This is a genomic window from Balneola sp., from assembly GCA_003712055.1.
In the GTDB taxonomy this organism is placed as follows: Bacteria; Bacteroidota; Rhodothermia; order Balneolales; family Balneolaceae; genus RHLJ01.
Map to the genome: position 1 here is coordinate 813,527 of RHLJ01000001.1, position 16,078 is coordinate 829,604.

Below are 16,078 nucleotides of genomic sequence, written 5' to 3' on the forward strand. Positions count from 1 at the left end.
AATGAATCATTATTCTGAATCTGAAATTGAATCACTAATTCATCGCTTCGAAGCTAGAAGGTTACCAAAAAGCGAATGGACACATGAAGCTCATCTTGTAGTAGCCATCTGGTACAGTAAGAAGTATGACTTTACTACGGCATTGGATTTAGTGAGAGAGAATATTACCAAGCATAATGAGTCCGTAGGGACACCTAATTCCGATACGGAAGGTTATCATGAATCCATTACCAGGTTCTGGCTCTTAACTGCTCATAAATTTATCAATGCTAATTCATCCCTAGCGCTTTCAGAATTATGTAATGATTTTATCGATTCTGAATTTGGAAGGAGCGATTATCCCCTTACGTACTATTCCCCGAATCTTTTGTTTTCGGTTGAAGCCAGACATGCATGGGTAGAGCCGGATATAAAGGCTATATAAGAGTCTTCATTAAGTCTACAAGTCCTAAAAATAACTATAGCTTAATGGACATTGGATTAGTGATCTTACATATTGTTCCTTGTCAAGATCAATCAATCTCAAAGCCATGAAAAAAATCATTCTCTCCCTTTCAGTAATACTCATTCTTTCAACTACTTCTTTACTCTCTCAAACATTGCAACAAGTAGTGAATAATGGAAACACAACTTCAACGAGTATCACTCATACAAATATGAATGGGTTTACTTTGAAAAACAATAACATTCCTGACAGTACCTTCAATGCCCTTCGAATTGGGCAATACGGGGGAAGCGCCCAGCAAATCAGGTTTGTTCCTTATTCAACAGGAGGCTTGTCCTGGGACTGGTCCCACGATTTAATTTATGATTTTACCAATACCCATTGGATCGTGGATGGCAACTTCATCGCTTTAGATAATTTGGGAATTGGAACTACTTCTCCTGCCACTAAACTTCATGTTTGGGGTGGATCATCTTCCTTCCCACAGGTACGAATCCATGAATCTGGGGGGTTGTTAAGTATGGATTTAGGCCACGATGGTGAAAACTCAATTTTCGAATCTAATTTTGGAGATTTTCTTTTTAGATATGGAAACATTGGTATCGGGACAGAATCTCCAGACGAACTAATACACATGAGCTCAGGCACGTCCGGTGATGCTGTTCTAAAACTGGAATCAGATACGGATAATAATGCTGAAGGAGATAACAGCCGAATTGAAATGTTACAAGATGGAGGTGCGCATGGAGCTACAATAGGGTTTAATTTAGATTGGAGTGGTACTGAACCCGATAACCTCTTTCGAATAGTACCCAGAAGAAGTAGTACTGATAAAGATGATGCCTTTATAATTAAAACTACCGGAAGTACAGGAAATATAGAGAGTTTCGTAGGTATTGGGACTACTGATCCTACCAACGCACTCGAAGTGAATGGTACCATTCGCTCTAAAGAAGTAATTGTAGAGGCTACAGGCTGGCCTGATTTTGTATTCCTTCCTGAATACAACCTTCTCTCTTTGGAAGAACTAGAAGCATTCATTTCAACGAATAAGCATTTACCAGATGTACCTAATGAAGCAGAAGTAGAAGAAAACGGGATCAAACTAGGAGAAATGGACGCCACCTTGCTCAAGAAAATCGAAGAGTTAACTCTTTATGTAATTGAGCAGAATAAACTGAATAAAGAACAGCAGGAAAGGATTGAGAAGCTTGAGAAAATGAATGCTGAGCTCTTAAAGAAGCTTGAAGGTAAATAGTCCGGGATTACTTCTCCCGACATTCGTCGGGATCGTAAAGGTTTCCTTTTGCGAGGAGTATCAAGACTAATTCGGGGAATATGGTTGTATCGACGAAGCAATCTCGTGGAATTTGGGAAATATTCTGAAATTGCTTCGCTCCGCCTGCCTGCCGACAGGTTTAGGATGACTTCGTTATGAGAATTTTTCTCATTTTGTCCTGACCCAATTTTCCCTTTTATTGTGCTATTTGAATCAGAAAAGGGCTATTCATGGATCAGAATAATGCTGTTGCTACTGCTAAGCCTGTACCGTTTGGGCAGAAAGTAGCTTTTGGATTAGGTATGCTGGCAAACCAAATGTTTCCGGCGGCAATGTCAATTTTTATGGTGGTACTCGTGCAGGACCTGGGATTCCCGGGATGGATGTGGGGAGTACTCTTCTTTTTACCCCGTTTGATGGATGCGTTTACCGATCCCATTATGGGATTTATTTCGGACAATACACGTTCCAGGTGGGGCCGAAGAAGACAATATGTGTTTGTTGGAGCAATACTTTCCGGGCTGACCTATATCGTACTATGGCAGCTTTATCGTGAAAATGGAGTAGACTATAACTTTACCTATTTCCTGATCTGTTCTTTCCTGTTCTACCTTTCCTTTACCATTTTTAGTGTCCCTTATGTGGCCATGGGTTATGAGATGAGCGACGATTTCCATGAGAGAACAAACATCATGGCGATTGCTCAATGGATAGGACAGTGGGCCTGGGTTATCGCACCATGGTTCTGGGTAATTATGTACGATCCTGACTGGTTTACAAATGCCGATGGAGCTACAAGGACGCTAGCCTTATGGGTCGGAATTATATGTGGAGGATTGGCTATGGTCCCTGCCCTTTTCATTAAGAGTGATCCAACTACGGGACGGGAAGATTTTGAGCCATTGACCATGAATAATATTGGAGGAAGCTTAAAAGAGATTTTATACGGTTTTGGAGAGTCTTTCAAAATTAAGCAGTTTCGAAAAATGTGTTTCGCCACCTTTTTGATCTTCAATTCATTCAATACGGTGGCGAGTTTTACCTTCTTCATTGTGGTGTATTATCTGTTCAGTGGAGATGCCGCAGCAGCAGGAGTTTGGCCTACCTTATTTGGTAGTATCGGAGCTTTAGGTACTACCTTTATTGTAATTCCTGCAACCGCATGGATTTCCAAAAAAATTGGAAAGAAGCCTGCATTCATGGTATGTCAATCCATTTCTTTTGTAGGATATGTTTTGCTTTGGTTCTTCTTTATCCCAGGCAAACCCTACATGTTCTTATTCGCTCTCCCCTTCTTTTCTTTCGGGATTGGAAGCCTCTTCACAATTATGATGTCTATGACTGCAGATGTGTGTGACCTGGATGAATTAAAATCGGGTAAGCGAAGAGAAGGTATTTTTGGCGCCATTTACTGGTGGATGGTTAAATTTGGTTTCGGGATCGCCGGTTTATTAACCGGAGCTATTATGACTCTAGTAGGTTTTGATGTTGCCTCTGGCGCTACTTCCGGAGCTCCAATGACTGGATTAAGGCTCTTTTTCTCCGGACTTCCAATGTTTGGAACTTTATTAGCCATGTTCATCATGTCGGGATATGATCTTGATGAAGAGAAAGCCAATGAAATACGTGTTGAATTAGAAAAAAGGCAGGCTCAAGCTTAAACTGTATTGATTGATGAAAGTACTCCTCTTCTCACTAGTAACAGCCAGTTTATTTCTCATTATGGGATGTACACAAACTGAAACTCCCCCATCTAAAACAGCTGCCGAAATACTAGGTGATCCAAATTACCAAGCGATTTCCTATGGGGCTTTTCGGGAAAACACCAGGGATATTGTCCCTACGGTTGAACAGATTAAAGAAGATTTAATCATTCTTTCTGCTTTGAACATCAAGGTATTGAGAACTTACAATACCCAGCAGTACCCACATGCTGAGAATATCCTCAAAGCAATAAAATCACTAAAGGAAGAAGATGACTCTTTTGAAATGTATGTGATGTTGGGTGCGTGGATTGAAGCCAAAGGTTCCTGGACGGATACAGTTATTCATGATGAGGAAAACCTGGAGAATAATACTGCAGAGATAGATGCAGCAGTAAGAATGGCTAAAGAATATCCGGATATTGTGAAAATCATCGCCGTTGGTAACGAAGCAATGGTTCACTGGGCTGCTACTTATTTTGTTACCCCGGATATCATTCTTAAATGGGTGAATCATCTTCAAGACCTTAAAGTCAAAGGCGAGCTCCCTGCCGATCTCTGGATTACCAGTTCTGATAATTTCGCTTCCTGGGGTGGCGGTGGAGAAGAATATCTAAATGATGATCTTGCCAGTCTTGCTGCAGCCGTCGATTTTGTTTCCATGCACACTTACCCTTTTCATGATAGCCATTATAATAGTGCGTATTGGTTGAGCAGAAGCGAGGAGGAAAATCTTACTGATACAGAGCGAATTGATTTAGCCATGATCCGTGCCAGAGATTATGCAAAAGCTCAATACCAAAGTGTAGTAGATTATGTCACTGGGCTGGGACTAGATAAGCCCGTGCATATTGGTGAAACGGGCTGGGCTTCTGTTTCTACTGATCTGTATGGCTCAACAGGTTCAAAAGCAGCTGATGAGTACAAGCAAAAGCTCTTTCACGATCACTTAAGGGAATGGACTGATGCAGAAGGAATTGCCTGCTTCTATTTTGAAGGTTTTAATGAACAATGGAAGGACAAGCTAAATCCAACCGGTTCTGAAAATCATTTCGGATTATTTACTATTGATGGAAAGGCCAAATATGTACTTTGGGATGTAGTTGATGCGGGAACCTTTGATGGAATGACAAGAGATGGAAACCCTATCACTAAAACCTATGATGGCAACCTGGATGACTTAATGGATGATGTCGTCGCTCCGGAGTTTGAGGGTCAGGATTAAACCTAATGCTTAGTCATCCCGGGCCCAGACCTGGGATCTGTAGTGGAAGAAAGAGATTAGCTTCTTCAGATCCCGCATCGGAGTGCGGGATGACCATTTACTAGTAATCAAAAATACTCCTGAAGAACCAGCTTCGGAGTTCTGTCTACTTTGAAAAGCCCCCAATGCTTCTCAGGTTCGAGAGGCTCAGGGGAACCTTTCCAGGGTTCGTCAAAAGCTTCGAACACAAAAGTCAGCACATCCTCTTTATAGCTCCATCGAATTAAGTCCTCGTAGTACTTCTTCTGGAATTCTTCATTCACATTATGAGGCTCAATCCCTCTACCATTCGATTTAGTCGTCCACCCTGCTTCCGTTATTACCACTTCCTTATGAGGATATTTATTAACTACTGAGTAATAATTCTCTTTAGTGTATGCCATTGACTCATCAATGGATTTATACTCCCAAACCGGATAGGTATGAATAGAGATGAAATCTACTACTTCAACCAGAGATTCTAATTTGTGTAGCCAGGTTAAGTAGTTCTCACAGAAGGTAACTGGCTGACTCGTCTCCTGTTTTACCCTTTCTACAAAATGAATAACTCGATCAACAGGAACCATATGATCAGTCCATTCAACCGTAGCTTCATTCCCTACTGAAAGTGAGAATATAATTTCTGGATACTCATTTGCGAGGCTAATCAGCTTTTGAATGCGCCCTTCATTCCATGCCTTATTCTGTTCTAGCTCCTCATCAGAATACATACCTCCCCAGGGGCAATTTGGATTACTTACTTCGGCCGCGATATAAGCTCCCATCATCACCTTGAAATCAAGATTCTCTTTCTTTATCACCTCAAGAACCCTTTCTGAATGAAGATCACAATCATATAAACGAAGATATTTCCAATGCCCATGAAGGATCATCAGGTCTTCTTTGATCTCTTCATAAGTAGGAAAAACCCCAGTATCCGGGCTTTGCCCTTCTCTAAATCCGGAATAGCATATTGCCTTCCTGGTATAAAACTCCAAGTCTTGTATTTCCGCCATCTGTCTACTCACTTAATAAATTCAGTCAGAATTTAAGGTTTTCATCTTTATCCCATAACCCCCAATATGCACCAACATCTCCTTCGGCTCCCACTTTCCAGGGTTCGTCGAATGAAGAAAAGTAGAAGATCTCGATATCTTCATTGGCTGACCATATCTGAGTATTAATGAAATACCTCATAAAATTCACATCCGAAGGGTGTGAATCCTTAAAAGACTCTCCTTTATTTGGCCAACCAGTTTCGGAGATTATAACTCTTTTTCCTTTGGCTGCCCGTACTGCCTGGTTGAACATGTCCTTCATATAAAGCAGAGAATAATCAATATGGCAGCCTTCCCAATAAGGGTAGCAATTAGCCAGAATTACATCTGTGGCATCAACGATTTCCGGGTGGCTTGAAAATTCATAATAAGCGTCTACATAGCCCACAGGTATGTTGGGAATGGCTTCCTTAACTCTATGTATAAAGCCTAATAATTCTTCCAGACTTAGATCACCACGGTATAAAACTTCGTTTCCAACTGCTGCGATATCAACATGACCAGCTTTTGCTAGTGAGATTAATGACTCAATTTCACGTTCATTTTTGTCAGCATCTGTACCCAGCCAAGCTCCAACCATGGTTTTTAAACCATTTTCGTGAGCAATTTGAGGGATTAATTCATTGCCATCGGTACAAGAAAACGATCGTACCCATTTTGTATAGGGCTTCAGGATTTCCATCCGGCGCCGAATTTGTCCTTCCGAAAGCTGATCACCAGGCTCCTGCCCCTCTGTATAGGCACTAAATCCGATCCCGTGCATTCCTGATTCCAGAGTTTCTCTGAATAATGCAGGCAGATTTTCATCTGCTTCAACTGTACCAATTGCTCTTAACAGAGCAAACCTATTTTCCTTTTTATATGACATTACCTTTTAATTTTTTTGTAGTTAGTCTCTGGTAAATGCTTCTTTTACCACATCATATACTGGTTTTTTATTTCGATCAATATCCACAATTCCCCAATACTCTTCATTCGGAGTTCCGTCATAGGGTACGCCGGTACTGTTAGGAGCCCACCCTCCTTTGTCCTGTGTTTCCGGATTTCCAGCCTTCCACAAGCCATCTGTAAATTGAAAAACTGTTACTCCTGCTCCGATTTCTTTATTTGCCAATACATCTTCTAAAATATTTGTGACGGCATCTACCTGAGCTTGTTCATTTACCCCTTCAGCATAGCCATGATTTTCAATAGTCATGTAGCTATCTGCTCCGGCCTCAGCGAGGTACATAGGCTTATCACTTCGCTCCTTCCACTCCTCGTAAATTTCTTCTGGGTTATCCCATCGATATACATTCATCCCCCAAACATCCACATTAGGTACTAGAGCAAGGATTTCCTCACTAGGGATTTCGCCATGGGCAGTGGCTACAGGGTGATCTTGATCTACCTCATGTATTTTAGCTGCAGACTCATTCAATGCGGTGTACCAATTATTGATATCGTTGTCGAACCATTCGGGGTGGTAATTGTATTCGTTACCCAGTTCCCACATTAGAATTGCAGGATGGTCTTTATACATTGATACATAGTCAATGAAAGTTCCGGATAGAATATCGTACTCACCGTTTTGGTTATAGCCAAAACCAACAATCACTTTTATTCCTGCTTCAGCCAAAGCATCTAACACCCATTCCTCCTGGATAGGCTCATATACCCTGATGGTGTTAATTCCTGCCTCTTTCATTAAGCTTAAATCGCCTTCAAGGGGACTAAAATCTCGCTTTGTTTCCCCCTTAGCTACTGGATGATAGCAGATACCCTTAATAAAATAGGGCTCCCCGTCTATAATCAACGCCCGGTTATTTGCCTCAGGCTTTTCCTGCGATTCTTGCACACAGTTAATCATAAGTACAGCAGAAACTACTATAAGTAACGCCGCAATTTTTCTACTATATCGCTCAAACATGGTTCCTAGATGAATTGAGGGTAGAGTATATAACTTCATATTCTTTTATAAAACTGTTTTAATCAATATCATTTCACACGGAAACGTTTCATGGAAATGCATTTCTAATTGCAAAAAACTAATCGGCTCACTACCATCCTTGTCTTCGAAAGGGTAAAAAAGACTTCCTTTCTCTGACTATTCAAAAAAACTAACTGCTACTTTATCATGGCTTCCAGCGGGATTAACCTAGGCTCAACTACATTCAACAACTCCCAAAAAGATATCGATGGGTTGTTCATAACCATTGAAGGTGTTGAATACTACAAGATCAATAATTACGATCATATGCCACCATTTTTTATTAGTGTGGTCAGTGATTCAGATCATTGGTTATATATATCAACAAAAGGTGGGTTAACTGCAGGGCGTAAGAATCCGGAAAATGCGCTATTTCCTTACTACACGGATGATAAGATCCATGACAGTGCTGAGACTACCGGAAGCAAGACCATTGCCTTAGTTACTAAATCTGATCAAACATACTTATGGGAACCATTTACCGATCGTTTTCAAGGTGTGTATATTATTGAGCGGAATCTCTATAAAAGCATAGCGGGTAATCAGCTTATTTTTGAAGAGATCAATCATGACCTTAATCTGTCATTTACATATAGCTGGAATAGCAGTGATAAGTACGGCTTTGTAAAGAAATCTTCGATCAACAACCTTGGAGGAAGCGATGTTGAAATCAGGATTGTTGATGGCCTTCAAAACCTACTGCCTTATGGGATTGATCGCCGGATGCAAAATGAATACAGCACCTTATTGGATGCCTACAAGAAGAATGAACTCCAGGCAGATTCCGGATTGGGTTTATATTTACTAAGTGCAATCCCCGTTGATAAAGCTGAGCCTAGTGAATCGCTAATGGCTACAACTGTATGGTCTGCAGGTATTGATGTATCAAACTATCTGCTTTGTTCTGACCAATTGGAGGAATTCAGGAAAGGAAAAGTACTTAACCCGGAAACGGATGTCAGAGCAAGAAGAGGTGCTTACTTTATTGAGTCTTCTTTTAAACTATCCCCTAAGAAAACTGAAAGCTGGTACTTTGTTGCTGAGCTGAACCAGGGGCCTTCAGAAGTAGTTGCTCTTAATGAATGGATAAAAAACGAATCTAATAAACCTGCTCTTCTCGAAGAGGATATTGCAGCGGGTACAGAACATCTTACTAAAATAGTTGCCAGTTCTGATGGTATTCAGAAATCCAGCGACAAGATGATGGATGCCCGGCATTTCGCGAATACAATGTTCAATGTAATGCGGGGAGGAATTTTCGATGATAACTACCAGGTTCAGGTAAGTGACCTGAAAGGCTTCTTGAATGGATTCAATACATCTATTACGGCAAAGTATGAAACAACCCTGAATAGCCTGCCATCAGAAATTTCCTACTCTCAGCTACTCGAGTTAGCAAATGAACAAAATGATACTCAACTGAAGCGTCTGGTACTTGAATACTTACCGCTTACATTCAGTCGAAGACATGGAGATCCAAGCCGACCCTGGAATCAGTTTTCTATTGAATTGAGAGAAGATAATGGAGACAAAAAGCTTTACTACGCAGGTAATTGGAGGGATATTTTTCAGAACTGGGAAGCACTGGCTCTTTCCTACCCTACTTTCCTTGAAGGAATTATTTCAAAATTTGTCAATGCTTCCACTGCCGATGGCTACAACCCTTATCGAATTACACGTGATGGAATCGATTGGGAAGTAATTGAAGAAGACGATCCCTGGTCGTATATAGGTTATTGGGGAGATCACCAAATCATCTACTTGCTTAAACTTTTAGAACTGTCGCTCTCTCATCATCCTCAAGCTCTTTCAGAAATGCTTGAACAACGAAATTTTGCTTATGCAAATGTCCCATATCGAATCAAAGGTTATGAAGCTCTTCTGAAAGACCCAAAAGACACCGTAGATTTCGATCATGAATTGGAGGCTATTACCGAACAACGTACCTCTGAAATAGGTGCCGATGGTAAACTTATCTGGAATAAAGAAGGTGAGATTTACCTCGTAAATCTAACCGAGAAACTATTAGTTACTCTTTTAGCAAAGCTATCCAATTTCATTCCTGAAGCAGGAATTTGGTTAAATACTCAACGTCCTGAATGGAATGATGCTAACAATGCACTGGTAGGAAGTGGTGTTTCGATGGTTACGCTGTTCTACATCAGGCGGTATGTCACCTTCTGTAAGAAGCTCTTTTCACAATCCAATAGTTCTGAGTTTTCTATCTCATCTGAAGTAGCTGAATTATTACAAGCTATACATTCTTCATTAGATACTTATAGCTCAGAATTATCAGGAGCGATTTCTGATGAGTTGAGAAGAAAAATTGTTGATGATCTTGGGAAGGCGGGTGAGAAATACCGAAATCAGGTATATGGAGGATTTTCTGAAAAGCAGGAATCCATAACCTCAAAAGACTTAGATTCCTTTTTTGATGCAGCATTAAAACATATCGATCATACTATTGAGGCTAATAAGCGTGACGATAATTTGTACCATTCTTATAACTTGATGGGAGTTAAAAAAGATGGGGGGATTGGAATTCGCTACCTCTATGAAATGCTTGAAGGTCAGGTTGCCGTACTAAGCTCAGGAAAACTTGAAGTAGCAGAAACAATAGAACTGCTTAAAGCATTACGTCAATCGAGTCTCTACAGGAAAGATCAACATAGTTATATCCTTTATCCCGATCGCCAATTACCGAGGTTTTTTGATAAAAACATTATCTCTAAATCGGATGTTGAGTCATCTGAACTCTTATCAAAACTTGTGAAAGATGGGGATACCCGTCTAGTGGAAAAAGATGTGATGGGTAATTACCACTTCAATGGCAGCTTTAATAATGTAAAGGATGTTGTTGAAGTACTTGAATCCCTAACAGATGAACATTCAGAACTAGTTGAAAAAGAAACTGAACATATACTGAATGCATTTGAATCTGTATTCGACCATCAATCCTTTACTGGTCGATCAGGTACTTTCTTCGGATATGAGGGACTTGGCTCGATTTACTGGCACATGGTTTCGAAACTAATTCTGGCTGTGGAGGAAAACTGCTGGGAAGCCATCAATAGTGAAGCAGATGACAAGCAGGTTAAAGAATTGATTGATCTTTACTATGATGTAAGGCAAGGACTTGGTACTCATAAAACCGTTGAGAATTATGGAGCCTTTCCATCAGATCCTTATTCACACACTCCGGGAACTGGCGGAGCAAAACAACCTGGTATGACCGGACAGGTTAAGGAAGATATCCTTTCCAGGTTTGGAGAATTAGGCATGTATGTTGAAGAAGGACAAATCAAAATAAGGACCGGATTATTGAAAGAATCTGAGTTCCTTAATACTGCTGATTCCTTTACCTATATCGCCTTAAACGGAGAAGAAAAAAGCCTTGCTCTCGAAAAAGGCTCACTGGCTTTTACATACTGCCAGGTTCCGTTTATATATCAGTTGTCTGATACTGAATCACTAACTATTTCCTTTGCGGATGGAAATACCACAACATTGGATAGCCTGTCATTGTCGGCCGAGTTAAGTTCGAAGCTTATGAACCGTACCGGGGAAATAGAAAAGGTAAAAGTGGGTATATCTGCTATTTAATCTGGAAAGAGTCATTCCTGCGGAGGCAGGAATCTAGATTTACCTTAGACGATCAGTTTCTGCTTTTAACTTAATCAAGATTCCGGCTTTCGCTACGAAATGATAAGAGAGTTTTTTTCTATCCTGAACTTTGAACATCGAACATGGAACATGGAACTTCGAAGTTCAACGTTTGATGTTCAGCGTTCTACTGTTCTACTTGCTTCTAGTTTTTTTCAATCAGATACACTAGACTCTGGCAATTATACTTTTTTGCCTTGAACCGTATCGACCGACTTACCGCAATCATCATTTTTCTTCAGGGAAGGAAATATGTTCCTATTGAGGAACTAGCTGAGCGATATGGAATCAGTGAGCGTACTGCCTACCGGGATTTAAAAGCTCTTGAAGAAGCCGGAATCCCTCTGGGGATTGAAACAGGAAAAGGATATTACATTCTCAGAGGATATCACCTCCCCCCTGTTATGTTTAGCAAAAGTGAAGCTATGGCTTTACTTGCAGCCGAACGGTTAATGCAGAAATGGAATAACTCGGAACTGGGTAAATCCTATCATTCGGCCTTAGATAAAATACGATCTACCCTACGCGCTGAAGACAAGGATTTCTTTGAAACCATGGATAACCATGTAGCAAACCTATATCCCGAGGCTAATAACTCTGATTTTTCTGACTCAGACATTTTTTCCTTTTTGCAGCAAGCTATTTTTAAAAATGAGCTTATCGAGATTGACTATAAAAGACCCTATGGTGAAGAAGTGCTTTGCCGGAAAATTGAACCCCTTGGTTTGTTAGTCCGCGGTAGAAACTGGTATTTAGCAGGCTGGTGCCGGTTGAGAGATGATTACAGGATGTTCCGCTTAGATCGTTTTGAGGCTTATAAAACTACAGAAGAAAAGTTAGCTCAACCTCCTGTACATACTCTGAAAGAGTTCCATGACCGAACACTGCATCGCGAACACGAATTGAAAGAAGTTACGGTTTGGTTCAGTACGAGAATAGCACGTTACATGGGTGATGGGAAATTCTTACATGGCTGGGCATGGGAAAAAATTGTAGAGGATGGAGTAGAGATGACTTTTCTTACTCCATCCATCCACTATACTGCCCGCTGGATTTTAACCTGGGGCAAAGAAGTCAAAATCCTTCGCTCTGATGAAATGAAGCAGGTTCTTAGAGAAATATCCGAAGAATTATTTGAGCATTATTCAGAGCTGGAAAAAGAATTTTAAATTTTCTGAACCCTTACTGACATAGGGTTGTCAGTAGCCACTTATACCTTGGTTACCAACACGTTAACCAATCAAAACCTATGGATACTTCAAAAGAGATAATTATGACCCCCGATGAAATGCTAGAACATTGGCAGGGGCATCGAAGATTAACACGAAAAGTGATTGAAGCTTTTCCTGAAGATAAACTCTTCACATTCAGTATTGGCGGAATGAGAAGCTTTGGAGAGATATGCAATGAACTTATTATGATGGCTGCTCCTGCTGCAAAAGGGATTGCTACAGGTGAATGGGGTCAATTCGGAGATATCGAAGGAGCACCCCTTAAAGAACTTCCTAAAACCAAAGAAGAAGTTTTAGTCATGTGGGACTGGGCCACTCCTATTATGAATGAGTACTGGGCTAAAATTGAACCGGGTCGTTTTCAGGTTGAAGAAACTGCCTATGGACAATATGAAGGGAAAATATGGTGGCACCTGGCCTACATCATGGACAATGAAATCCATCACAGAGGACAAGGATATGTTTACCTGAGAGCACTTGGAGTAGAGCCTCCTTTTTTCTGGGAGCGAGAAGCATGAAGTGTTCAGTATATATAGCGGCTAGTCTGGACGGGTTTATTGCAAAACCTGATGGAGATATCGAATGGCTTGACCATCCCGATTATATCCTAAAGGATAAGAACGAAGATTTTGGCTTCTATACATTCATGGATTCAGTTGACGCCCTGGTTATGGGGCGTCATACTTTTGAAAAAGTCCTCTCCTTTGGAGAATGGCCTTATGAAAAGCCTGTCGTCGTTTTATCCTCTAAACTAAATTCTATTCCTGGCGATTTAGAAGGAAAAGTGATCCCCATGAGTGGTTCTCCTAAAGAAATCGTTGCGCAATGTGCCGAGCGTGGATTTAACCATTTGTATATAGATGGAGGAAAAACCATACAACAGTTCTTAAATGCTGAATTAATCGATGTAATCACGATTACTAAAATTCCGGTTCTACTTGGAGATGGAATTCCCTTGTTTGGAAAAACTGAAAAGGACATCTACATGGAATTGATTTCATGTACCCAATATGAAAACGGATTTGTTATGGTTGTATACGAACCAATTTATAGAGGAGTATCATGAATATATTCCAACAAGAAACTCATCTTGAATGCCGGGTTTTTAAAACGAATGTAGAGAACGCACTTACAGCAAGTCGGCTCATTTATGTACTTGAGCATTCCATTGGGATAAAAGAGTGGAATCTGGATATGGAAGATTGTGACCGGGTGCTTCGCATTAACTATGAGAAACTACATCTTCCTACCTTTGCGCAATCCCTTTCGGCATTTGGCGTAGAGATTGAAGAATTACCCATTTGGTAAGTAGTAATTTGTCATGCTGAACTTGATTCAGCATCTGTGAAGGCAACAATCTTTCTTTCCTCACAGATCCCTGATCAAGTCAGGGATGACTTAGAAGTAAATTTAGTAATAGCTTTCTTCGCACCCTTGTTTTTGCGTAATTAGCATCGTTAATAAACATGGTACCTATTGGAGCAGACTTCCTCGATAATTAATGTACTTATTGCCTATGGTACGCTGCAGGCCTTCTTCATTGCTGTCATCTTGCTGCGTTCCGAGAATAAATCGCTGTTCAAAAAACTCTTCGCCAGCCTGTTAATCATTGAGGGGATTACTCTTTTTGAACGTCTGTTATTTGAGACTGAGTTGATCAATTCCACACCTCATATACTAGGAATCAGTTACCCGATAAGTTTTTTAAAACCACCTTTAATGTGGCTTATGACTCTCGCAATAGTTGAAAAGGCATTTAAGCTTGAACGACAACAACTTTGGCATCTAATCCCTTTTGGCTTAATGTTCTTGATGAATATCCCATTTTACTTCCTCAGTGGAGAAGAAAAGCTGGCTTTTGTGAAAGGCTTTATGGAGAATATCCCATCCTATCAAAGTTTTGATTTCTACTTCAGCCTGAGTTTTTTTCTATATATCGGCGTTTACATTTTCCTAAGTATTAAAAAACTGGATCATTTAAGAGAGCATGTAACAAACAATGTGCTCGCCAACTGGTACCGGACAATCTTGATAGGATACTCTTTATTCCTGCTTGTGCATCTTGGCTATTTTGTCATTCAACCGGCCGTTGAATTAAGCTTTGGGTTGATTAATCAACTAAGTATGCTGGCCATGGCTTTTATCATTCAGGCGGTTGCATTCAAATTGGTAGATAAATCTGTTCTGTTAAACTCCAAAGCTCCTGACCTGGGTAATCTTCAAGCCCGTAAGAAGTTCGAAGAGGTGATAATACAAAAGCTTGAAAAGGATAAAATCTACCTGGATGACACATTGAATCTGGAGAAATTCTCAGAAGCTGTTCGACTTCCAAAAGCCTTTGTTACCGAAATTATTAACCAGAAATTTAATTCCTCGTTCAAAAAGCTGGTCAATCAATATCGTCTGAATGAAGCCAAACGAATTATGGAAAACGCGGAACACTCAAAGCTTAAGTTAATCGATGTAGCTTATGATTCCGGGTTCAACAACAAAGTGTCATTTTACCGAATATTTAAAGAGTTTGAGGGCATCTCTCCTTCCGAGTATCTGGAAGAGCTGAATAAAAGAAACCTGCAAAAGTAACGGTTACAAAATAGCTCTGTAACCTAATTCTGAACCTGGATGGTTAACTATGCGCTGTTTAATTTAAACTTACAAAAATTATGAAATACGGCGGTGCAATAGAGATTAACAAACCTAAAGAACTGGTAACCAAGTTGTTTGCTGATCCAACTCATTTAGGGGAATACCAGGATGGATTTATTAAGAAAGAATTGATTAGCGGTAAACAAGGTGAAAATGGATCGGTATCAAAACTGTACTATAAATATGGGAAGCATGATATGATCATGACAGAAACCATTACCTCCAATAATCTGCCGGATTCTTTTGAAGCTTTTTACCATCATGAACATATGGACAATACCTGGAAGTGTACGTTTATTGATCTTGGAATTAATAAAACCCGGTATGAATACGAATTTGAATATGTAAGAATGAGTTTTATGCCGAAATTAATGGGCATCATCTTCCCTGGTATGTATAAGAAACAGGGACAAAAGTGGATGAACCAATTCAAAGAATTTGTGGAGAAACAATGAGTAACTGGAATGAACGACTTGACCTGTATGATGAACTGATCTCTAAATGTTCTCGATTTGAGCGAAAGGGTAAAACTATGCCCTACACCTCGGCCAATGGATATATGTTTTCATTACTAAATAAAGCCGGGGAGATTGGGATCAGATTCTCGAAAGAAGTTCAGAAAAAGTACATGGAAGAATGGGATTCTACTCTGTACAAATCTTACAACTCTGTGATGCAGGGCTACGTGCTCATCCCCGAAGAAATGCTCAAAGATCTGGATAATGTAGCACAATACCTGGATGAGAGCTACGACTACGTGATGACGCTGGAACCAAAATGAACATTGAACGCTGAACAGGGGAACATCAAACTTCGAAGTTCAAATGTTCAATGTTCTTC

Annotated in this window: 15 protein-coding genes; 12 read left to right on the top strand and 3 right to left on the bottom strand. The window is 40.2% G+C overall.

From position 1 onward, the window contains the following. The first annotated feature begins 1 nt into the window (after position 1). From ED557_03625 to ED557_03640, 4 genes are all read left to right on the top strand, one after another. On the top strand, positions 2-424 hold the full coding sequence (locus ED557_03625; protein ID RNC85872.1) for a hypothetical protein: 423 nt from the start codon (positions 2-4) through the stop codon (positions 422-424). Between the two features lie 106 nt (positions 425-530). Further along, entirely contained in the window at positions 531-1,703 is a 1,173-nt protein-coding gene (locus ED557_03630) for a hypothetical protein (protein ID RNC85873.1), read from the top strand. A 251-nt stretch (positions 1,704-1,954) separates the two neighbouring features. Continuing rightward, entirely contained in the window at positions 1,955-3,385 is a 1,431-nt protein-coding gene (locus ED557_03635; GenBank protein RNC85874.1) for an MFS transporter, read from the top strand. Between the two features lie 13 nt (positions 3,386-3,398). Further along, positions 3,399-4,652 (top strand): glycosyl hydrolase family 17, encoded by a 1,254-nt coding sequence (locus ED557_03640; GenBank protein ID RNC85875.1) that lies wholly within the window; start codon positions 3,399-3,401, stop codon positions 4,650-4,652. Between the two features lie 107 nt (positions 4,653-4,759). Here ED557_03640 and ED557_03645 read toward each other — a convergent pair whose 3' ends face one another. Genes ED557_03645 through ED557_03655 form a run of 3 tightly spaced genes read right to left on the bottom strand, consistent with a single transcriptional unit; the run spans position 4,760 to position 7,577 of the window. Beyond that, the gene (locus ED557_03645; GenBank protein ID RNC85876.1) at positions 4,760-5,686 is read right to left on the bottom strand and encodes a glycosyl hydrolase; all 927 of its coding nucleotides are present in this window, start codon (positions 5,684-5,686) and stop codon (positions 4,760-4,762) included. Between the two features lie 25 nt (positions 5,687-5,711). Next, complete coding sequence (locus ED557_03650) at positions 5,712-6,596, bottom strand: glycosyl hydrolase (GenBank protein ID RNC85877.1); 885 nt, start codon at positions 6,594-6,596, stop codon at positions 5,712-5,714. Between the two features lie 21 nt (positions 6,597-6,617). Then, complete coding sequence (locus ED557_03655) at positions 6,618-7,577, bottom strand: hypothetical protein (protein RNC86162.1); 960 nt, start codon at positions 7,575-7,577, stop codon at positions 6,618-6,620. A 282-nt stretch (positions 7,578-7,859) separates the two neighbouring features. Between ED557_03655 and ED557_03660 the strand changes: the two genes are divergently transcribed. The 8 genes from ED557_03660 to ED557_03695 all read left to right on the top strand — a co-directional run bounded on the left by ED557_03660 (position 7,860) and on the right by ED557_03695 (position 16,019). Further along, on the top strand, positions 7,860-11,300 hold the full coding sequence (locus ED557_03660; GenBank protein RNC86163.1) for a hypothetical protein: 3,441 nt from the start codon (positions 7,860-7,862) through the stop codon (positions 11,298-11,300). 257 nt (positions 11,301-11,557) lie between these two features. Next, the gene (locus tag ED557_03665; GenBank protein RNC85878.1) at positions 11,558-12,529 is read left to right on the top strand and encodes a YafY family transcriptional regulator; all 972 of its coding nucleotides are present in this window, start codon (positions 11,558-11,560) and stop codon (positions 12,527-12,529) included. An 80-nt stretch (positions 12,530-12,609) separates the two neighbouring features. Next, a complete protein-coding gene (locus tag ED557_03670; GenBank protein ID RNC85879.1) occupies positions 12,610-13,110 on the top strand; it encodes a damage-inducible protein DinB in 501 nt (166 codons plus the stop codon). Beyond that, positions 13,107-13,658, top strand: coding sequence for a dihydrofolate reductase (locus ED557_03675; GenBank protein ID RNC85880.1), 552 nt, complete (start codon positions 13,107-13,109; stop codon positions 13,656-13,658). The genes ED557_03670 and ED557_03675 overlap by 4 nt, the downstream gene beginning before the upstream one ends. Then, positions 13,655-13,900: a hypothetical protein gene (locus ED557_03680; GenBank protein RNC85881.1), complete on the top strand. Its 246-nt coding sequence runs from the start codon at positions 13,655-13,657 to the stop codon at positions 13,898-13,900. Before ED557_03675 ends, ED557_03680 begins: the two co-directional genes overlap by 4 nt. Before the next feature lie 168 nt (positions 13,901-14,068). Beyond that, complete coding sequence (locus ED557_03685; GenBank protein RNC85882.1) at positions 14,069-15,175, top strand: AraC family transcriptional regulator; 1,107 nt, start codon at positions 14,069-14,071, stop codon at positions 15,173-15,175. Between the two features lie 80 nt (positions 15,176-15,255). Beyond that, positions 15,256-15,693 carry an SRPBCC family protein gene (locus ED557_03690; protein ID RNC85883.1) on the top strand — a complete coding sequence of 146 codons (438 nt, stop codon included), beginning with the start codon at positions 15,256-15,258 and terminating at the stop codon, positions 15,691-15,693. Beyond that, a complete protein-coding gene (locus ED557_03695; protein RNC85884.1) occupies positions 15,690-16,019 on the top strand; it encodes a hypothetical protein in 330 nt (109 codons plus the stop codon). Before ED557_03690 ends, ED557_03695 begins: the two co-directional genes overlap by 4 nt. Positions 16,020-16,078: the final 59 nt, after the last annotated feature.

Coding starts and splice junctions, on each gene's coding strand:
- ED557_03625 (RNC85872.1), top strand. CDS start 2: ATGAATCATTATTCTGAATCTGAAATTGAATCACTAATTCATCGCTTC.
- ED557_03630 (RNC85873.1), top strand. CDS start 531: ATGAAAAAAATCATTCTCTCCCTTTCAGTAATACTCATTCTTTCAACT.
- ED557_03635 (RNC85874.1), top strand. CDS start 1,955: ATGGATCAGAATAATGCTGTTGCTACTGCTAAGCCTGTACCGTTTGGG.
- ED557_03640 (RNC85875.1), top strand. CDS start 3,399: ATGAAAGTACTCCTCTTCTCACTAGTAACAGCCAGTTTATTTCTCATT.
- ED557_03645 (RNC85876.1), bottom strand. CDS start 5,686: ATGGCGGAAATACAAGACTTGGAGTTTTATACCAGGAAGGCAATATGC.
- ED557_03650 (RNC85877.1), bottom strand. CDS start 6,596: ATGTCATATAAAAAGGAAAATAGGTTTGCTCTGTTAAGAGCAATTGGT.
- ED557_03655 (RNC86162.1), bottom strand. CDS start 7,577: ATGATTAACTGTGTGCAAGAATCGCAGGAAAAGCCTGAGGCAAATAAC.
- ED557_03670 (RNC85879.1), top strand. CDS start 12,610: ATGGATACTTCAAAAGAGATAATTATGACCCCCGATGAAATGCTAGAA.
- ED557_03675 (RNC85880.1), top strand. CDS start 13,107: ATGAAGTGTTCAGTATATATAGCGGCTAGTCTGGACGGGTTTATTGCA.
- ED557_03680 (RNC85881.1), top strand. CDS start 13,655: ATGAATATATTCCAACAAGAAACTCATCTTGAATGCCGGGTTTTTAAA.
- ED557_03690 (RNC85883.1), top strand. CDS start 15,256: ATGAAATACGGCGGTGCAATAGAGATTAACAAACCTAAAGAACTGGTA.
- ED557_03695 (RNC85884.1), top strand. CDS start 15,690: ATGAGTAACTGGAATGAACGACTTGACCTGTATGATGAACTGATCTCT.